This window comes from Sediminibacterium sp. FW305-C-61, from assembly GCF_058231065.1.
Genome location: NZ_JBIQXR010000004.1, coordinates 208,988 through 224,377 on the forward strand (window position 1 = coordinate 208,988; position 15,390 = coordinate 224,377).

Consider the following 15,390-nt stretch of genomic DNA (forward strand, 5'->3'; position numbering starts at 1 on the left):
AATGGCTCAAAAGTTGCTCGAATTTTAAGGATCTATCAATGACTAATGTATGAAAGTAGATTTTGCTAAATATGCAGATGGGTTAGTGCCGGCAATTGTGCAGGATTTTAGTACACATAAAGTGCTGATGCTGGGGTTTATGAACCAGGAGGCCCTTACTAAAACAGAAGAGTCAGGTAAAGTAACTTTTTACAGTCGCAGTAAACAAAGACTATGGACAAAGGGGGAAGAGAGTGGCAATTTTCTGGAGCTGAAAAGTATTGCGGTTGATTGTGATCAAGATACTTTGCTGATACAGGCACATCCGCTTGGGCCTGTTTGCCATACCGGAGCAGATACCTGTTGGAGTGAAAGAAACCATAGCGAGGATTTTCTTTTATATCTGGAAGATATCATTCGACTGAGAAAACAAGCTTCTCCTGAAGAATCTTATGTGGCGAAATTGTTTTCTAAAGGAATGAATAAAATAGCGCAAAAAGTAGGGGAAGAAGCCGTAGAACTGGTAATTGAAGCCAAAGAAGATAATACGGACCTTTTCCTTAATGAAGCAGCAGACCTTCTTTTCCATTATTTACTTTTGCTTAACGCCAAAGGCCATAACTTAGGGTCTGTGATTGATATATTGAAAAAAAGACATTCCCGATAATGATGAAAAAGATTTGGTTCTTGTTACTGATGCCCGTGGCTTTAATGGCACAGGTAGGAAAAACAGACTATGCTATTTATGGCAAACTGATTGGCTTGCCAAATAAAACAACCGTTTTTCTGGTTAATGGAATTAATGGGCAAACCATATCCACCGCTACCGTAAAAAACGGGCTGTTTGTATTAAAAGGAAAATTACAACACCCCGAATTGGTACAACTTGCTTTTGCAGGCAAAAAGGCGAAGCTTGATATGTTTATCGGCAACGACAGCATTCGTATGACAGGTAATTTTGCCAATTTGGAAAAAGCAAAAATCACCGGGTCAAATGCCCAGAAAGATTATGAAGGTTTCAGGGTTAAATTCAATCCAATAAAAGATAAACTGAATAATCTGGCAGGTGTTATCAATGGCACTAATGAACCACGAAAGAGAGATTCTCTTATCAATGTTTTTAATACCTATAAGGCCTTGGTATTATCAGACGCAGCAGCCTACGTAAAAGCCAACCCGGCTTCACCTGTTAGTCCTTTCGTGTTATTTGCTGTTAGTCCATTATACGAAAGCTTCAATGAACTGGAAGCCAGATTTAATGATATACAGCCCGATGCACAAAAGGGGTTTTATGCGGAAACCGTAATGAAAATGATTGCCGATTCAAAAGTCGGCAGCGTTGGCTCTCAATCACTTGATTTTACACAGAATGATGTAGATGGCAATCCAATAAGTCTTTCATCCTTTAAAGGTAAATATGTATTGGTTGATTTCTGGGCAAGCTGGTGCAGGCCTTGTCGCATGGAAAATCCCAATGTAGTGCTGGCATATAACACCTATAAAGACAAAAACTTTACTGTATTAGGCGTTTCGCTTGATCAGGATAGAAGTAGTTGGCTGCAGGCCATCAAAGCAGACAGCCTCACCTGGACCCATGTAAGTGATCTCCAATATTGGAACAACGCAGCAGCCAGATTATACCGTATTCAAAGTATACCGGCCAACATGCTCATAGACCCCGAGGGAAAAATCATAGCCCGCGACTTAAGGGAACAGTTTCTTTTGCAGAAATTGAGTGAGCTGTTGAAATAGTATGCGTGAATTGTCAATTGTGAATGGTCAATGGAGCGCAAAATCTATATTGACCATTCACAATTGACCATTCACCCAAACAACGTTTCATACTTCCCCGCATCAAACCCAACTGCTATTACTTTGTTATCTTGGGTAATAACCGGTCTTTTAATGATGCTGGTATGTTCTTCCATGATTTTAATGGCATTGGTTGCATTGGTTATGGATGCCTGAACTTCAGGAGCTAATGTTTTGTAGGTGGTTGATCTTTTATTGAATATAGTTTCCCAGCCCACCTGGTCGCACCAGTTTTTCAACTCTTTTTTGCTGATACCACTTGTTTTATAATCGTGAAACTGGTAATTAAACTTCTTTGCTTTCATCCAGTCTAGCACTTTTTTTATAGTGTCACAGTTGGGAATTCCATAAATCGTATACATAAGCATTAAAATGGCTGCGAATATAATGAGGGGAACATTAAAATGGAATATTCCCCGATTTCTAAAGGTTTATAACCAGTTATCGAAATTCCGGCTGAACATCTACCAATTATCTTTATTTTGTTGGCTGCAATCGATAAACCTTGAGAATCTACTTAATATGGGTAATCTTATTGATTACCTCCCCACTTATTGCACAAAAAGCGGAAGATAAACCCCGTGCCCAGCTTGGGCTCATTATCGGCAATATACTTGACGCAAATGCGGGTAAACCACTGGGTTTTGCCAATGTGAGGCTTCAGTTATTAGCGGATACTTCAAAAAATATTGCAACGGTAGCAGATAAGAATGGCGCTTTTGAATTCAGTAAACTGGCATTGGGTTATTACCGGCTTTTGGTAAATATGGTTGGATATGCTGAAACAAGGATCGACAGTATTCATCTTCGTCCGGAGCGTTATGATTTTAACCTGGGCGATGTAAAATTGAATGATGCGGCCAGTGCTTTAAACGAAGTGATTGTTTATGCAGAGAAACCATTGATTGAAAATAAGGATGATAAGATTACTTATAATGTAGGGGAGAGTGCATTGAGTGGTGGAGCAACAACTGCTGAGTTGTTAAAGAATATGCCCCTGATCAATAATGACCCTACGGGTAAAATTTTATTGAAAGGAAAAGAACCTAAAATACTCATTGACGATAAGCCAACAGAACTGAATGCCCAGCAATTACAGGATTTGCTGGAAAGTTTGCCGGGTAGTAGCATTGATAAGATTGAAATTATGACCAATCCACCACCTCAATATGCTACGGAAACGGGAGGGGTTATTAATATTGTTACTAAAAAAGGTAAAATCGGCTGGGTTGGCAGGACCACGGTCAGCGGAGGTACAAGGGGTGAAGGTAATATTGCGATGAATGCCAGTTACAGAACACAACCCTTTTCACTCAATATTACTGCTGGAATCGGGGGAAGTATTTTAACCGGAAACTCTTATTCGAAAAGGGAGAACCTGTATAAGGATTCAACCAATTATTTTAATACAACCGGTTCATTCAGGAATAAAAATCTCAGACCCAATCTTCGTATTCAGAGTGATTTTGAATTGAATAAAAGAAATCAGATTAACCTCACCTACCAGGGTAACCTGAACTTTTACGATAACGAAAGTTTCAGTACCTACACGAATATTAATAAGGATAAACAGGTTTATCGGTACAGTACCAGAACCAATAGCAGCGATGGAGAAGGTTTTGGACATAATGCATCGGCTTCTTATACACATAAGGCCAAAAATCCGGCTGAATTTATTCGGGTAATTTTGAATGCTAACTTCAATAAGAACAATAATGACCGTGGTTTTTTTCAGGAGTTTCTGCGTCCCGATTTTTCTCCGACAGGAGTAGACTCAACCCAGTCGCAGTTCTTTGATAACTATAACAGGTCTGCAACCATTCGTGTTGATTACAATAAGCCATTAAAGCGAAAAGGGAGCAATTTTTCAACTGGTGCTACCTATAACCGATCTTATTTTCATAATTCACTGAACACAAGTTTTCTTCGTAAGTCAGATAGTTTGTTTATTCCCAATGATATTTTGAGTAACGATTTTGAATTCAGACAAGAGATATTTACCATTAGAGCTGGCTTTGGGTTACAATTAGGCAAAGGGTGGAGAATGAATTTTGGTGCACAGGCCGAACAGACGCGAATGGGTTTCACTTTTATTAAAGGCAACAGCAGTAACGTAGATAACAGCTACTGGAATGTATTACCCAATTTCACCTTGCGTAAGGAGTTCAATAAAACACTGAACACATCTCTTGTATACCGCGCAACCATACGCAGACCTGGTATTGGCGAACTGAATCCGAATATCGATTACAGTGATCCCTATAACCTGCGCTTTGGTAATCCATACCTGCGACCTACTTTGTCGGATAATTTCGATTGGAACTTTAGCTGGATCAAGGGTAAATATTATATCAATACTTCTATCGGATACAACAGGCTAAAAAATGTGTTTAATTCTATCCGTAGTCTAATCGGTGGTGGTAAAACAGAAGTTAGCTGGTTGAATATTGCCGACAGAAGAGAATACGAAGCCAGTGTATGGGGCGGATATACTTTTAGCCGGCAACTGCGTGTGAATGCAAGCATGGGTTATACCATGAACCGATACAGCGACGCAGAGAAAACGCTCTATAAATATCGCGATGGTAATAGCTTCTACAGTAGTTTCAATTACACGTTTACGCCAAGCAATGTGCTGACATTTGAAGGAAGTGTACGTTTCAGCAATTTCGCTAATCCACAAGGCAGAAGCAGGAGTAATGTGAACATGAACCTTGGTGTACAGCATCGTTTCTTCGACAGGAGGTTAATAGTGAGCTTCAATGCCATAGATCCATTTACTACACAGCGTTATACAACCTATACATACGGGGCCAATTTTAACCTGGAGAGTTTCAATTCAAGCAATACCCGAAATTTCAGGCTATCAGTAAGCTATCAGCTTAACAGGGTGGTACAGAAATCTAAATTGAGCAGTAAAGATCAAAAAGCGGCTGTACAGAAGGCCAATAAAAAGCAGACTAGTCCGCAGTAATATTCATCCTCGTTTTTAACCAGCTATTCTTAACAGGGATGAGCCATTCATTCAGCAAAGCCTCTTTAGTAGCTACCAGGTTATTAAAATAAAGGGTATCAGGATTGATAAATTGATTTTCCAGCGCGTAGCTAAATTGGGCGAGCGGAATCAATTGAATTTTATCTTTTACAACAAAAGCAAGCTGTTGTCTGTCGAACATACTTACTTTAAAACGTTCTTCAATCATTTTTACCACACGAACAGAACTATCGGTACTACAGCCACTAACACCGGTTGCTGTTTCATCGGCCATAAAAACCAGGAACTGTCCAAAAAGCAGGTTGGCATACCCTTTTACCGGTGTGCCATGACTTAGCCAGTTATCGGTAAATTCTTTTAATATAGATTCAATTTCAAATGCTTCACTAATAAGAAAGAGTCTGGACGACTGATAAACCCACACACGAGAGGTTGCATGAAAATCGGACGGGATGAAAGATTGATAGTTCAGTTCCATACTGCAAAGATAGCAGAATGTAGATTTCAGATGCCGGGTTTTATGGCTGATGTCGGATGTCTGATGTCGGATGTCTGATTTAGATTGGTTGGAGAACTAAACCTCATATCCGACATCAGCCATCAGCGATCTGCGATCTGAGATCAGTTGTCCATGCTTTGTGCCACCATTTCCGCTACATCCAATACTGCAACTTCGTTTTCTTTTTCACGGTTTTTTACGCCGTCGGTCATCATGGTATTGCAGAATGGACAGGCGGCAGCAATAAATCCGGCGCCTGTAGCCAGGGCCTCGTCGGCTCTTTCGATGTTGATACGTTTATCGCCGGGTTCATCTTCTTTAAACATCTGTGCGCCACCAGCACCACAACAAAGTCCTTTTGATCGGCAGCGTTTCATTTCTACCAGTTCAGCATCCAGGGCTTCTAATACCTTCCTTGGGGCTTCATAAATATTATTGGCACGACCTAGGTAACAACTATCATGGAATGAAATTTTCTTCCCTTTAAAGGTTCCCCCTTCTTTCAATTTGATGCGTCCTTCATCTATCAATTGCTGCAATAGGGTGGTGTGATGGATCACTTCATAATTACCTCCAAGCTCGGGGTATTCGTTTTTAAGGGTATTGAAACAGTGCGGACAGGTTGTTACAATTTTCTTAATGCCATATCCATTCAGCACCTGTATGTTTTGGTATGCCATCATCTGGAAAAGAAATTCATTACCAGCCCTGCGGGCAGGGTCGCCTGTACAGGCTTCTTCTTTACCCAGAATGGCGTAACTGAAACCAACTTTATCGAGAATAGTGGCAAAAGCCCTGGTGATTTTTTGAGCGCGCTGATCGAAGCTGCCGGCACAACCTACCCAGAATAATACTTCCGGAGTTTCTCCATTCATTGCCATTTCGGCCATGGTCTTCACTTGCATAGCAAAAGTTTATACGAATGTAAATGAAATGAGCCATAACAAAGCCTACTACTGATAGGAATGTTTGTTTCCATCCAGTCCATGGTCTATGGTCCATGGTCCATGGTCCATAGACCATAGACTTACAGCTTTATTTCATAAACGGGCGTAAATATTCGAAGCCTATTACTATTATTGCAGGGTGACCTATATATTTCTCATAGCTGCATTAATTAGTTTTCTTGGCCAGTTACCATTGGGTAATATGAGCATTACTGCTACCCAGATTGGTATTCAGGAAGGGTTTAAAAAAGCCTGGATGTTTGCCATTGGCGTGGCGATAGTAGAAATGTTGTACCTGCGTTTTGCGCTTACCGGAATGGATTGGGTAGTGCAACATCGTATTTGGTTTGTGGCATTGGGCTGGATTACGGTGGCCTTATTTTTATTACTCGGAATATTGGCATTCCTTTCTGCAAGAAAACAACAGACAGAAAAAAAATCGGTTATTCTGGATAATAAAGTTCATCGGTTTTTACTCGGACTAACCATGAGCGCGCTCAACCCATTACAAATTCCCTTTTGGTTTTTATGGACCTCTACCATGATTCAAACCAAAGTATTACCCGTAACTACAGAAGCATATACCATCTTTACTGTAGGTGCCGGATTGGGAACCATTGCCGGTTTGGCCCTATATATACATGGAGGAAACTGGCTGGTTAAAAAGAACAATACCAGCAATAAAACATTGAACCAGATAATGGGGGTGATATTTATCCTGACGGCCCTCATCCAATTATATCGGATGCTTTACAAACCCTGGATTTGATTAATCTACAATAAACAGGATGCACCCCTCTTTTGAATAGGTGCGGTGAGCATCAGCCTGATCGCCAACTGTATATACCTGTCCTTTTGAAAGCAAGTGTACACTACCATTCTCAAGTGTAGTTTCCATAGCTCCTTCCACACAAAAAATAATATGTCCCTTACTGCACCAATGATCAGCAAGGTATTCAGGTGAATAAATTACCTGTCTTATACGAATATCATCTCTGTAAAAAATACGCCATTCAGCGTGTCCGGTAATCCCCTTGTGTACCTCAGGTTCAATACTGGCGAAGTCTGTAATGGAAAATGGGAAAGGAGATAGTTTCATATAGCGAATTAAAAGAAAAAAATAAGGAATAAGGAATAAGAAATAAGAAATGAGAAAGTAATTCGGTCAAACACTTTCTGATTTCTTATTTCTTATTCCTTATTTCATATTTCTTATTCCTAAGATTGTACCGCCCACTTATCTCTTTCATCGGGTGAAAACTTCCAGGGGGCGAAATTATTTTCTGTGTTGCTGAACATACCGTTCCATTCCTGCGGGGCATTGCTTTCTTCCATGATGAGCGAACGGCGAAGTTCGAGGATGATTTCAAGCGGAGAAATACTTACCGGACATTCTTCAACACATGCATTGCAGGTGGTACAGGCGCGTAATTCTTCAATCGAAATATAATCGTGCAAAAGCGATTTGCCATCATCCACAAATTGTTTATTGTTGTTGATGTTTTTACCTACGTCTTCCAGGCGGTCGCGGGTAGACATCATAATCTTTCTTGGGCTAAGTAACTTTCCGGTTGTATTGGCCGGACATGCTGCAGTACATCGTCCACATTCTGTGCAACTATAAGCATCCATCAGGCTTTTCCAACTGAGATCGAAAATATCTTTGGCGCCAAAACGGGCAGGAGGGGCCGCATCTGCAGGCGCCAGTTCAGGTTGCATCGCATACAATACTTCGTTCTGTACACTGGGCATATTTTTCATTTTTCCAGGCACATCTAATCTGGCATAATAGGCATTTGGGAATGCCAGCATGATATGTAAGTGCTTGGAATATGGCAGGTAATTCAAGAAGGCAAAAATGCCTACAATATGTAACCACCAGCAGCTTCTTTCAATTACTACCAGCGTTCCCTCGCTCAAACCACTAAAAAGACTACTCAACATGCCTGAAAAATAAAATTCACCGGTAGGTGGGTAATGTTCATTGCCATTTACCTGAAGCAATTGGTCGGTAGCATTCATGGTAAGAAAAAGACTCATTAAAATGATCTCGGTTATTAGGATATAATTTGCATCCGAGCGCGGCCATCCGTCCAGGTCTTTATTGATAAAGCGTTTCAATTTGAGTAGATTTCTTCTGATAAGAAATACCACACAAACCAATATTACACCAACGGCCAGGAGTTCAAAGGCATTGATAAGCCAGTTGTAAAAAGGGCCTAGCATATCGGCAAATAAGCGGTGTTTGCCCAATAACCCATCAAGCACTATTTCAAGCACTTCCAGGTTGATAATGATAAAACCGGCATAAATAATAAAATGCATCACAGCAACCAGCGGGTTCGAAAACATTTTTTTCTGTCCAAATGCAAGTAAAATAAGGTTGCGCCAACGGAGGGAAGGGTTATCGTTCAGCGTTTCATCTTTCCCCAATAAAATATTCCGGCGAATTTCACCGGCTTTTTTTGCAAACAACCAGATGGATACCGCCGAAATCAATAAGAATAATATTTGCTGGATATACTGCATATGTAAGGACTTAATAATGCTAAGATAGCCCTTTTGGCAGTTTGCCCGAATGATTGTTGATTGCTTTTATTGTTGTTACATTTGACTAATAAAACAGATACATGCCTGAACGTAATTATATCCTCGATAAATCGGCCTGCTCACGCAAGATAAACCGCATGGCACTTGAACTGGCAGAGCATTTAAATGGCGACCAAACACCTGTTTTTATCCTTGGTATCCGAAACAGCGGAAGTGTAATCGCAGAGAAAGTAGCCACAGCGCTACGCAACTATGTTAGTATCCAGGTACAAACTGCTGTTTTGTCTTTAGATAAATCAATGCCCAAAGATGTTGAAATCAGCGGTGCGTTTGATTTTAATGGGGTACATGTGGTGATAGCCGACGATGTTACCAATAGCGGACGTACCTTACTTTATGCTTTAAAACCCTTATTGCAGTTTCACCCGAAATCGATACAAACCCTTGTTTTGGTGGAAAGAATGCATAAACTATTTCCCGTAAAACCCGATTTCGTGGGCCTTTCAGTTGCCACAACTATTCAAGAGCATATTCAGGTTGAAGTAGCCGATGGCGAAATAGAAGGAGCCTATATATCCTGATCAGATTTAGAGCGAAATTTACAAAGGCATAAAAAATGCCCTTAATTGATTATTTTCAGTTACAGAAAACTTCAAATAACTAAACTATGGATGCTGTCATATTAGAAAAAGTGAATACCTGGCTAAATGGCAATTATGATACCGAAACAAAAGAGGTTATTCGTAAACTGCAGGAAACCCAGCCGGATGAATTGGCCGATGCTTTTTACCGGAACCTGGAATTTGGTACCGGCGGATTAAGAGGTATTATGGGTGTAGGTACCAACAGGGTAAACAAATACACCATTGGTATGGCCACACAAGGTTTTGCGAATTACCTGAAAAAATCTTATCCCAATGCTGAAATCAAAGTTGCAATAGGGCACGACAGCAGAAATAATAGCCGCTTTTTCGCAGAAACTACCGCGCATGTATTTGCAGCAAATGGAATTAAAGTATTTCTTTTTGAAGCATTAAGACCTACACCTGAATTAAGTTTTGCTATCCGTACATTGGGTTGTCAGGGTGGGGTTGTTTGTACAGCATCACATAACCCAAAAGAATACAATGGCTATAAAGCGTATTGGAATGATGGCGGACAACTGGTTCCTCCACACGATAAAAATGTAATCAAAGAAGTGGAAGCTATTACCAGCGTTGATGAAGTTAAATGGACCGGGGGAGAAGCTAATATTACATTGATGGGAGCTGATATGGATAAAGCGTATATTGATATGGTACGTGACTTAAGTGTATATCCGGATATTATCGCGAAGCAACATGATCTTAAAATCGTTTATACACCCATACATGGTACCGGTATCACGCTGGTGCCACAGGTTTTAAAAGCTTTTGGATTCAGCAATGTAACTGTTGTGAAAGAACAAGCTACTCCTGATGGTAATTTCCCCACCGTTGTTTATCCGAATCCAGAAGAAAGTGAAACCATGAGCATTGGTTTACAAAAAGCCAAAGAAATGGATGCCGATATTCTGCTTGGTACCGATCCGGATGCTGACAGGGTAGGTATTGGTGTAAAGAATCATAAAGGAGAATGGGTGCTGATGAATGGAAACCAAACTGCAGTACTTGCCTTTGCTTATATGATGGAAGCAAGAAAAGCAAAAGGCATTGCCGCTCCTAACGATATGGTTATCTCTACCATAGTAACCACTGGTATGATTAATGAAGTAGCCAGGCAAAATGGTGTTGCCTGTTACAATGTGCTTACCGGATTTAAATGGATCGCAGAACTGATCAAAGAAAAAGAAGGAAAAGAAAATTATGTGATTGGAGGTGAAGAAAGCTTTGGTTTAATGATCGGTGATCAAATCCGCGATAAAGATGCCGTTAGTGCCGTTGCATTAATGTGTGAAATGGCTGCTTATGAAAAAGCCAATGGACGAACCCTTTTTGATAAAATGATTGAACTGTATATGCAGTATGGGTTTTATTATGAAAACCTCATCAGCATTACGAAAAAAGGCATGAACGGACAGAAGGAAATTGCTGCTATGATGGAGCAATACCGAAAACAACCACCCGCTACCATCGATGGTGCTCAGGTTACGGAAGTCTTAGACTACGAACTTCAAACAGGTAAAAACCTGGTTACCGGAGAATCTTGGGCCATACAATTACCTAAGAGTAATGTGTTACAATTTATAACTGCAGATGGCAGTAAGATTTCGGCAAGACCTTCGGGGACGGAACCCAAAATCAAGTTTTATTTCAGTGTTCATACAAAACTGGATAATAAAGCCGATTTCGACGAACGGTATGCATTATTGCAGGATAAAATCAAAAGAATCATTGCAGATATGCAACTACAATAATTCAAAAGCCACCTGATCAGGTGGCTTTTTGATTATTCGCGATTTATTGCTGTCCGGTAAAAAAAAAGTATACTGCCTTGAAATGGTTTAACAGCAACCATCTTGTCACAAGTTGGAAACAGTACCGTTTTTTTTAATTGGTCGTAACTATGGCTAAAGCAACTTTATACACATTTTGGCAATGAATAAAACCGAGCACCCTGTTGTTCAAAATTGAATGTTACTCCTGGGCCGAATGGCCCCGTACCTGTTCCCAGACTACATTGGCCTCTGACTAAATCTGCTGCGCATGATTTAGTCTGTCAACGCTGCGCTCGACACCAATGCCAATGAAGGTCTGTACACAGGTACTGATTTTATATATTCATTTTTATCTCCCCTAATCACTTGGCTTCTATTTCTGGCCCTGTTAAATATTTGCTTGTAGCTTGTGGCTTGAAGCCAAATTACCCGGACAATAGTGATTCGCGATTAGTGAAAACAACTGTGGGTAATTTTCACAGAATAAAATTCTTTTCACAGCCCAACGAATTAATTCAGATAGGGAAATGGAAGCAGTATATTCGTACTGCTTATGAAACCCAAGTTCGACGATACCTACCAACACAAAGGACTCCGACGCCAACTGATACAACTACTCCGTGAAAAGGGGATAACAGATGAGTCTGTGCTGGAGGCAATGAATAATATTCCAAGGCATTTCTTTCTCGATTCTGCTTTTGATAAAATAGCCTATGAAGACAGGGCTTTTCCGATAGGAGAAGGTCAAACCATTTCACAGCCCTATACAGTTGCATACCAGACTCAATTGTTGCAGGTTAAAAAACTAGAGAAGGTGCTTGAAATTGGCACGGGCAGTATGTACCAATCATCTGTTCTCGCAGAAATGGGCGCCAAAGTTTATACGATTGAGCGCCAGAAAAAATTATATGACCAACACAGTGCTTTTGTGTTTAAGTCGCGCTACCCTAACCTGAAATTCTTTTTCGGGGATGGCTTTGAAGGATTACCCGCATTTCAACCATACGATAAGATACTGATCACAGCGGCGGCCCCATTTATTCCTCCCAAATTAATTGCTCAGCTGAAAACAGGAGGCATAATGGTATTGCCGGTAGACGAAGGGGAAAACCAGCGCATGTTACGTATCACTAAAATGGAAGACGGAACCCTGCAGGAAGAAGCCTTTGAAGAATTCTCTTTTGTACCCATGCTGACAGGGAAAAACAGGTAGGGGACAGAAGAACAGAGAAACAGAGAAACAGAGAAACAGAGAAACAGAGGAACGTCGAATTTCCAATGTTTAGGTAAATAAAAATGTCCAATGTAAAATATCTATAGATGTTTTACATTGGACATTTTTCTATTGGAAATTCGATGTTCCTCTGTTTCTCTGTTCCTCTGTTCTCTACTGCTGCATCATATCCATTCCACCGCCCTGATCTGCTTTGTTGTTTTTACGTTTAAATAGGGTAGCATCAAATTTACCAAAACGGAAGTTGAAGTTCAGGCGTAAAACCTGAGGGTCTCTTCTGCGCTGGCTGGTTTGCTGGAAGAAATTACTTTCAGAGTATGATTGAAATAATTGTGTGCGGAACACATCGTTCATGGCAAGGGTTAAAGAACCGCTTTTACCATTTTTCCAGGTCCATTCTTTACGGATAGCAATATCGATTCCGTAACGTGGCAGGTTGTAACCTTGTGCAGTTCCCTGCATACCGCCACCCCACATCATTCCACCGCCGCGTCCACCGCCGCCTCCACCTGGAGGTAATACAGTTTTAGCCTGGTAATCGCCGCTAAGCTGGATAGAAAGGGTTTTAGTTACTTTAAAGCTGCTGTTCATTTTTGCGAACCAGCTTACGCGAGCAGTATTGTTGATGTTTTGACCAGGAATGGTTGCATTGATTTTAGCGCTAAATAAGTTTGCACTCAAAGTCAGATCCCACCATTTGGTAACAGGCATTTTATTGCTCAATTCAAGGCCATAAGTAATACTATTGTCGGCATTGATGTAAGAGTTATAGAATACCAGGTTTGTATCAGCAGGGTTCAGTTCATTCTTACCAGTATAAGAGTAACGGGTAATCAGGTTAGTGCTGTATTTAAAGAATGCAGTAACCAGGAAGTTAGCGCCACGCTTATACGCATTGTTATAGGATACTTCAAATGAATTGGTGAACTCAGGTTTCAAGCCAGCATTACCGATGTTGATATTCTGAGGATCAGAATAATCAGGGAAAGGCATCAACTGGAAGAAGTTAGGTCTGTTAACTCGGCGTGAGTAGTTTAACTGCAGGTCTTCCTTATCAGTCATCTTATAAGTGATAAATGCGCTAGGGAAAAGACTCAAAGGAAAATTAACCTTAAACTGTGCAGAATCAACTCCGGTTGTTTTTAACAGAGTACCGGTATAGTTAGAACTTTCAGCTCTTAAACCTAACTGGTAGCTGAATTTTTTCACTTTGAAACTATAGGTAGCATACGCTGCATAAACCTGGTCGTTGAACTTATAACGGTTACTAATTGCAGGAACAAGGGTGTATTTATTAGAACCATAGTCAAAGCGATATTGGTTACTCGTGTTACCAAAATCACGTATAGCCATACGAGCACCTAATTCAAGTTTGCTATCATCGGTTAAAGGGTTCTCATAGTCGGTTTGTAAAGTATAAAACTTGTTGGTACCGTTACCGATAGTCTGCTGTAGTAAAGCAGGGAATTTAATAGTATTATCTGTTTTATAAGTATTGGTGCTTACAAAAGAGTTATTATCGTTTTTGCTTGAGTTGAAATTTGCATCTGCAGAAATGTTCTCTCCATTGCGTGCAAAATTGTGCTTGAAACTGAGTTGTGTACCAAAGTTTTCAAAATTACTGCGGCTGTTATTCAGGATATTATTGTAGCCGGTGAAAGTATTTTGAACTGTTGAGTCAACCCTTTGTTCATTCACATTATCAAACTGACCTTTATTATAGTTGGCGGCTACAGAAATCGTATTTCTGTTATCAACCAGGAAATCAAACCCGCCGCGGAAAAATCCAAAATAACCATTGTTGGTGCTTTTACCAACTGTATACACATTACTTGGCGTAGTGAAGGTATTATCACGATCGGTAAGTGAGTTGGATATTGATTTACGCTGGTTAAAGTTTGCGCTAAGGAAAGCGTTTACTTTATTTTGGCGGATATTGATATCACCGCCAAGGTTAACCCTTGCACGGGAATCGATACCGGTTCTTAGTCCACCATTGTATCCAACCTTTTTATTTTTCTTTAGCACAATATTCAGGATACCTGCATTACCACCAGACGCATCAAATTTTGCAGATGGGTTGGTAATCAGTTCAACTTTTTCAATGATATCAGCAGGTAACTGATCTAATGTAATTGTAGTTGGACGGCCATCAATGAAAATGGTAGGAGAAGCATTTCTAAGGGTAACATTTCCGTCTACATCCACATTCAAAGCAGGGATGTTTTTCATGATCTCAGTAGCTGTCTGACCTGCACTAACCAGGTTTTTGTCTACGTTAAAGATCTTTCTGTCGATACCCATTTCGAATTGTGGTTTGGCGGTAGATGTAACCGTTACGTTACCAAGGTCGGTAGCATCCGGTTCCATTTTGATGTTACCAAGGTCTTTGTCGATCATACCGGCCATATTTTGCATAGCGCCAGCCTGGGCATTTTCACCACGGGCGGGCATTTTGATACCAAAAGTGACATTCTGCTCAAGTTTTGCATAACCTAAAGCGCTGAAAGTCAGCTTAAATTGACCAAAAACGGGTAAGTTATCAAAGCTAAAATCGCCATTAGCGCGGGTAATTTGTGTATTGATAACGCCAGAAATCATTTTTTTGGTAACGGTATCAAAACGATTGCCTGAAATCTGAACCGTAACCCCCTCAATTCCTTTGTTGGTTTTGCTGTCTACAATTTTTCCGTAGAAATGCCCCATATTCATATTAGCGGCACCACCAGCACCCATTCTCATCCCGGCAGGAGGCTGGGCAAAAAGAGTCGCTGAAAAAAGAACGAAAACCAAACTTGTTAAAAATTTACTCATGTTTATTGTTGTATTATATGATGCAAAGTTGCAACGTTGATGTTGTTTGTATTTTTTGTTTACACAGACGGTAGTATGACAATTTTAAAAGGATAAAGTTTGATGCATGGTACCCCCTATGTGATGAGTTGTCGGTGATACCCT

The 15,390-nt window shown here is 40.4% G+C and carries 13 protein-coding genes; 7 read left to right on the top strand and 6 right to left on the bottom strand.

Going from position 1 to position 15,390, the window contains the following annotated elements:
- The first annotated feature begins 49 nt into the window (after window positions 1–49).
- Both hisIE and ACH30E_RS12070 read left to right on the top strand, forming a co-directional pair.
- Window positions 50–646 (top strand): bifunctional phosphoribosyl-AMP cyclohydrolase/phosphoribosyl-ATP diphosphatase HisIE, encoded by a 597-nt coding sequence (gene hisIE / locus ACH30E_RS12065; RefSeq protein WP_490825017.1) that lies wholly within the window; start codon window positions 50–52, stop codon window positions 644–646.
- Complete coding sequence (locus ACH30E_RS12070) at window positions 646–1,731, top strand: redoxin domain-containing protein (protein ID WP_490825018.1); 1,086 nt, start codon at window positions 646–648, stop codon at window positions 1,729–1,731. Before hisIE ends, ACH30E_RS12070 begins: the two co-directional genes overlap by 1 nt.
- A 71-nt stretch (window positions 1,732–1,802) precedes the next feature.
- Here the strand turns inward: ACH30E_RS12070 and ACH30E_RS12075 are convergent, their stop codons facing one another.
- On the bottom strand, window positions 1,803–2,153 hold the full coding sequence (locus tag ACH30E_RS12075; RefSeq protein WP_294992894.1) for a Spx/MgsR family RNA polymerase-binding regulatory protein: 351 nt from the start codon (window positions 2,151–2,153) through the stop codon (window positions 1,803–1,805).
- A gap of 143 nt (window positions 2,154–2,296) precedes the next feature.
- On the opposite strand from ACH30E_RS12075, the gene ACH30E_RS12080 reads away from it, so the two are divergent.
- Window positions 2,297–4,765, top strand: a complete 2,469-nt coding sequence (locus ACH30E_RS12080) for a TonB-dependent receptor (protein ID WP_490825019.1) — start codon at window positions 2,297–2,299, stop codon at window positions 4,763–4,765.
- On the opposite strand, the gene ACH30E_RS12085 is transcribed toward ACH30E_RS12080, so the two are convergent.
- Both ACH30E_RS12085 and ACH30E_RS12090 read right to left on the bottom strand, forming a co-directional pair.
- Window positions 4,752–5,264, bottom strand: a complete 513-nt coding sequence (locus ACH30E_RS12085) for a hypothetical protein (RefSeq protein ID WP_490825020.1) — start codon at window positions 5,262–5,264, stop codon at window positions 4,752–4,754. The genes ACH30E_RS12080 and ACH30E_RS12085 overlap by 14 nt on opposite strands.
- A gap of 143 nt (window positions 5,265–5,407) precedes the next feature.
- The gene (locus ACH30E_RS12090) at window positions 5,408–6,190 is read right to left on the bottom strand and encodes a (Fe-S)-binding protein (protein WP_294992885.1); all 783 of its coding nucleotides are present in this window, start codon (window positions 6,188–6,190) and stop codon (window positions 5,408–5,410) included.
- A 181-nt stretch (window positions 6,191–6,371) separates the two neighbouring features.
- Between ACH30E_RS12090 and ACH30E_RS12095 the strand changes: the two genes are divergently transcribed.
- Window positions 6,372–7,001, top strand: coding sequence for a LysE family translocator (locus ACH30E_RS12095; RefSeq protein WP_294992882.1), 630 nt, complete (start codon window positions 6,372–6,374; stop codon window positions 6,999–7,001).
- Here ACH30E_RS12095 and ACH30E_RS12100 read toward each other — a convergent pair whose 3' ends face one another.
- Together ACH30E_RS12100 and ACH30E_RS12105 are read right to left on the bottom strand one after the other, a co-directional pair.
- On the bottom strand, window positions 7,002–7,331 hold the full coding sequence (locus tag ACH30E_RS12100) for a DHCW motif cupin fold protein (protein ID WP_294992879.1): 330 nt from the start codon (window positions 7,329–7,331) through the stop codon (window positions 7,002–7,004). It abuts the gene before it with no gap.
- Between the two features lie 119 nt (window positions 7,332–7,450).
- Complete coding sequence (locus ACH30E_RS12105; RefSeq protein ID WP_490825021.1) at window positions 7,451–8,761, bottom strand: 4Fe-4S dicluster domain-containing protein; 1,311 nt, start codon at window positions 8,759–8,761, stop codon at window positions 7,451–7,453.
- 101 nt (window positions 8,762–8,862) lie between these two features.
- Here ACH30E_RS12105 and ACH30E_RS12110 point away from each other — a divergent pair, with 101 nt between their 5' ends.
- The 3 genes from ACH30E_RS12110 (at window position 8,863) to ACH30E_RS12120 (ending at window position 12,411) form a co-directional block, all read left to right on the top strand.
- A complete protein-coding gene (locus tag ACH30E_RS12110; protein WP_294992873.1) occupies window positions 8,863–9,363 on the top strand; it encodes a phosphoribosyltransferase family protein in 501 nt (166 codons plus the stop codon).
- Between the two features lie 86 nt (window positions 9,364–9,449).
- Window positions 9,450–11,177, top strand: coding sequence for a phospho-sugar mutase (locus tag ACH30E_RS12115; protein WP_490825022.1), 1,728 nt, complete (start codon window positions 9,450–9,452; stop codon window positions 11,175–11,177).
- A gap of 574 nt (window positions 11,178–11,751) precedes the next feature.
- Window positions 11,752–12,411: a protein-L-isoaspartate(D-aspartate) O-methyltransferase gene (locus ACH30E_RS12120; RefSeq protein ID WP_490825023.1), complete on the top strand. Its 660-nt coding sequence runs from the start codon at window positions 11,752–11,754 to the stop codon at window positions 12,409–12,411.
- Window positions 12,412–12,585: 174 nt separating this feature from the next.
- Here ACH30E_RS12120 and ACH30E_RS12125 read toward each other — a convergent pair whose 3' ends face one another.
- Window positions 12,586–15,246, bottom strand: coding sequence for a TonB-dependent receptor (locus ACH30E_RS12125; RefSeq protein ID WP_490825024.1), 2,661 nt, complete (start codon window positions 15,244–15,246; stop codon window positions 12,586–12,588).
- Window positions 15,247–15,390: the final 144 nt, after the last annotated feature.

What these genes read in the sequence shown, in the direction of transcription:
- hisIE (WP_490825017.1), top strand. Translation starts at nt 50, where the DNA reads ATGAAAGTAGATTTTGCTAAATATGCAGATGGGTTAGTGCCGGCAATT.
- ACH30E_RS12070 (WP_490825018.1), top strand. Translation starts at nt 646, where the DNA reads ATGATGAAAAAGATTTGGTTCTTGTTACTGATGCCCGTGGCTTTAATG.
- ACH30E_RS12075 (WP_294992894.1), bottom strand. Translation starts at nt 2,153, where the DNA reads ATGTATACGATTTATGGAATTCCCAACTGTGACACTATAAAAAAAGTG.
- ACH30E_RS12085 (WP_490825020.1), bottom strand. Translation starts at nt 5,264, where the DNA reads ATGGAACTGAACTATCAATCTTTCATCCCGTCCGATTTTCATGCAACC.
- ACH30E_RS12090 (WP_294992885.1), bottom strand. Translation starts at nt 6,190, where the DNA reads ATGCAAGTGAAGACCATGGCCGAAATGGCAATGAATGGAGAAACTCCG.
- ACH30E_RS12100 (WP_294992879.1), bottom strand. Translation starts at nt 7,331, where the DNA reads ATGAAACTATCTCCTTTCCCATTTTCCATTACAGACTTCGCCAGTATT.
- ACH30E_RS12105 (WP_490825021.1), bottom strand. Translation starts at nt 8,761, where the DNA reads ATGCAGTATATCCAGCAAATATTATTCTTATTGATTTCGGCGGTATCC.
- ACH30E_RS12110 (WP_294992873.1), top strand. Translation starts at nt 8,863, where the DNA reads ATGCCTGAACGTAATTATATCCTCGATAAATCGGCCTGCTCACGCAAG.
- ACH30E_RS12115 (WP_490825022.1), top strand. Translation starts at nt 9,450, where the DNA reads ATGGATGCTGTCATATTAGAAAAAGTGAATACCTGGCTAAATGGCAAT.
- ACH30E_RS12120 (WP_490825023.1), top strand. Translation starts at nt 11,752, where the DNA reads ATGAAACCCAAGTTCGACGATACCTACCAACACAAAGGACTCCGACGC.
- ACH30E_RS12125 (WP_490825024.1), bottom strand. Translation starts at nt 15,246, where the DNA reads ATGAGTAAATTTTTAACAAGTTTGGTTTTCGTTCTTTTTTCAGCGACT.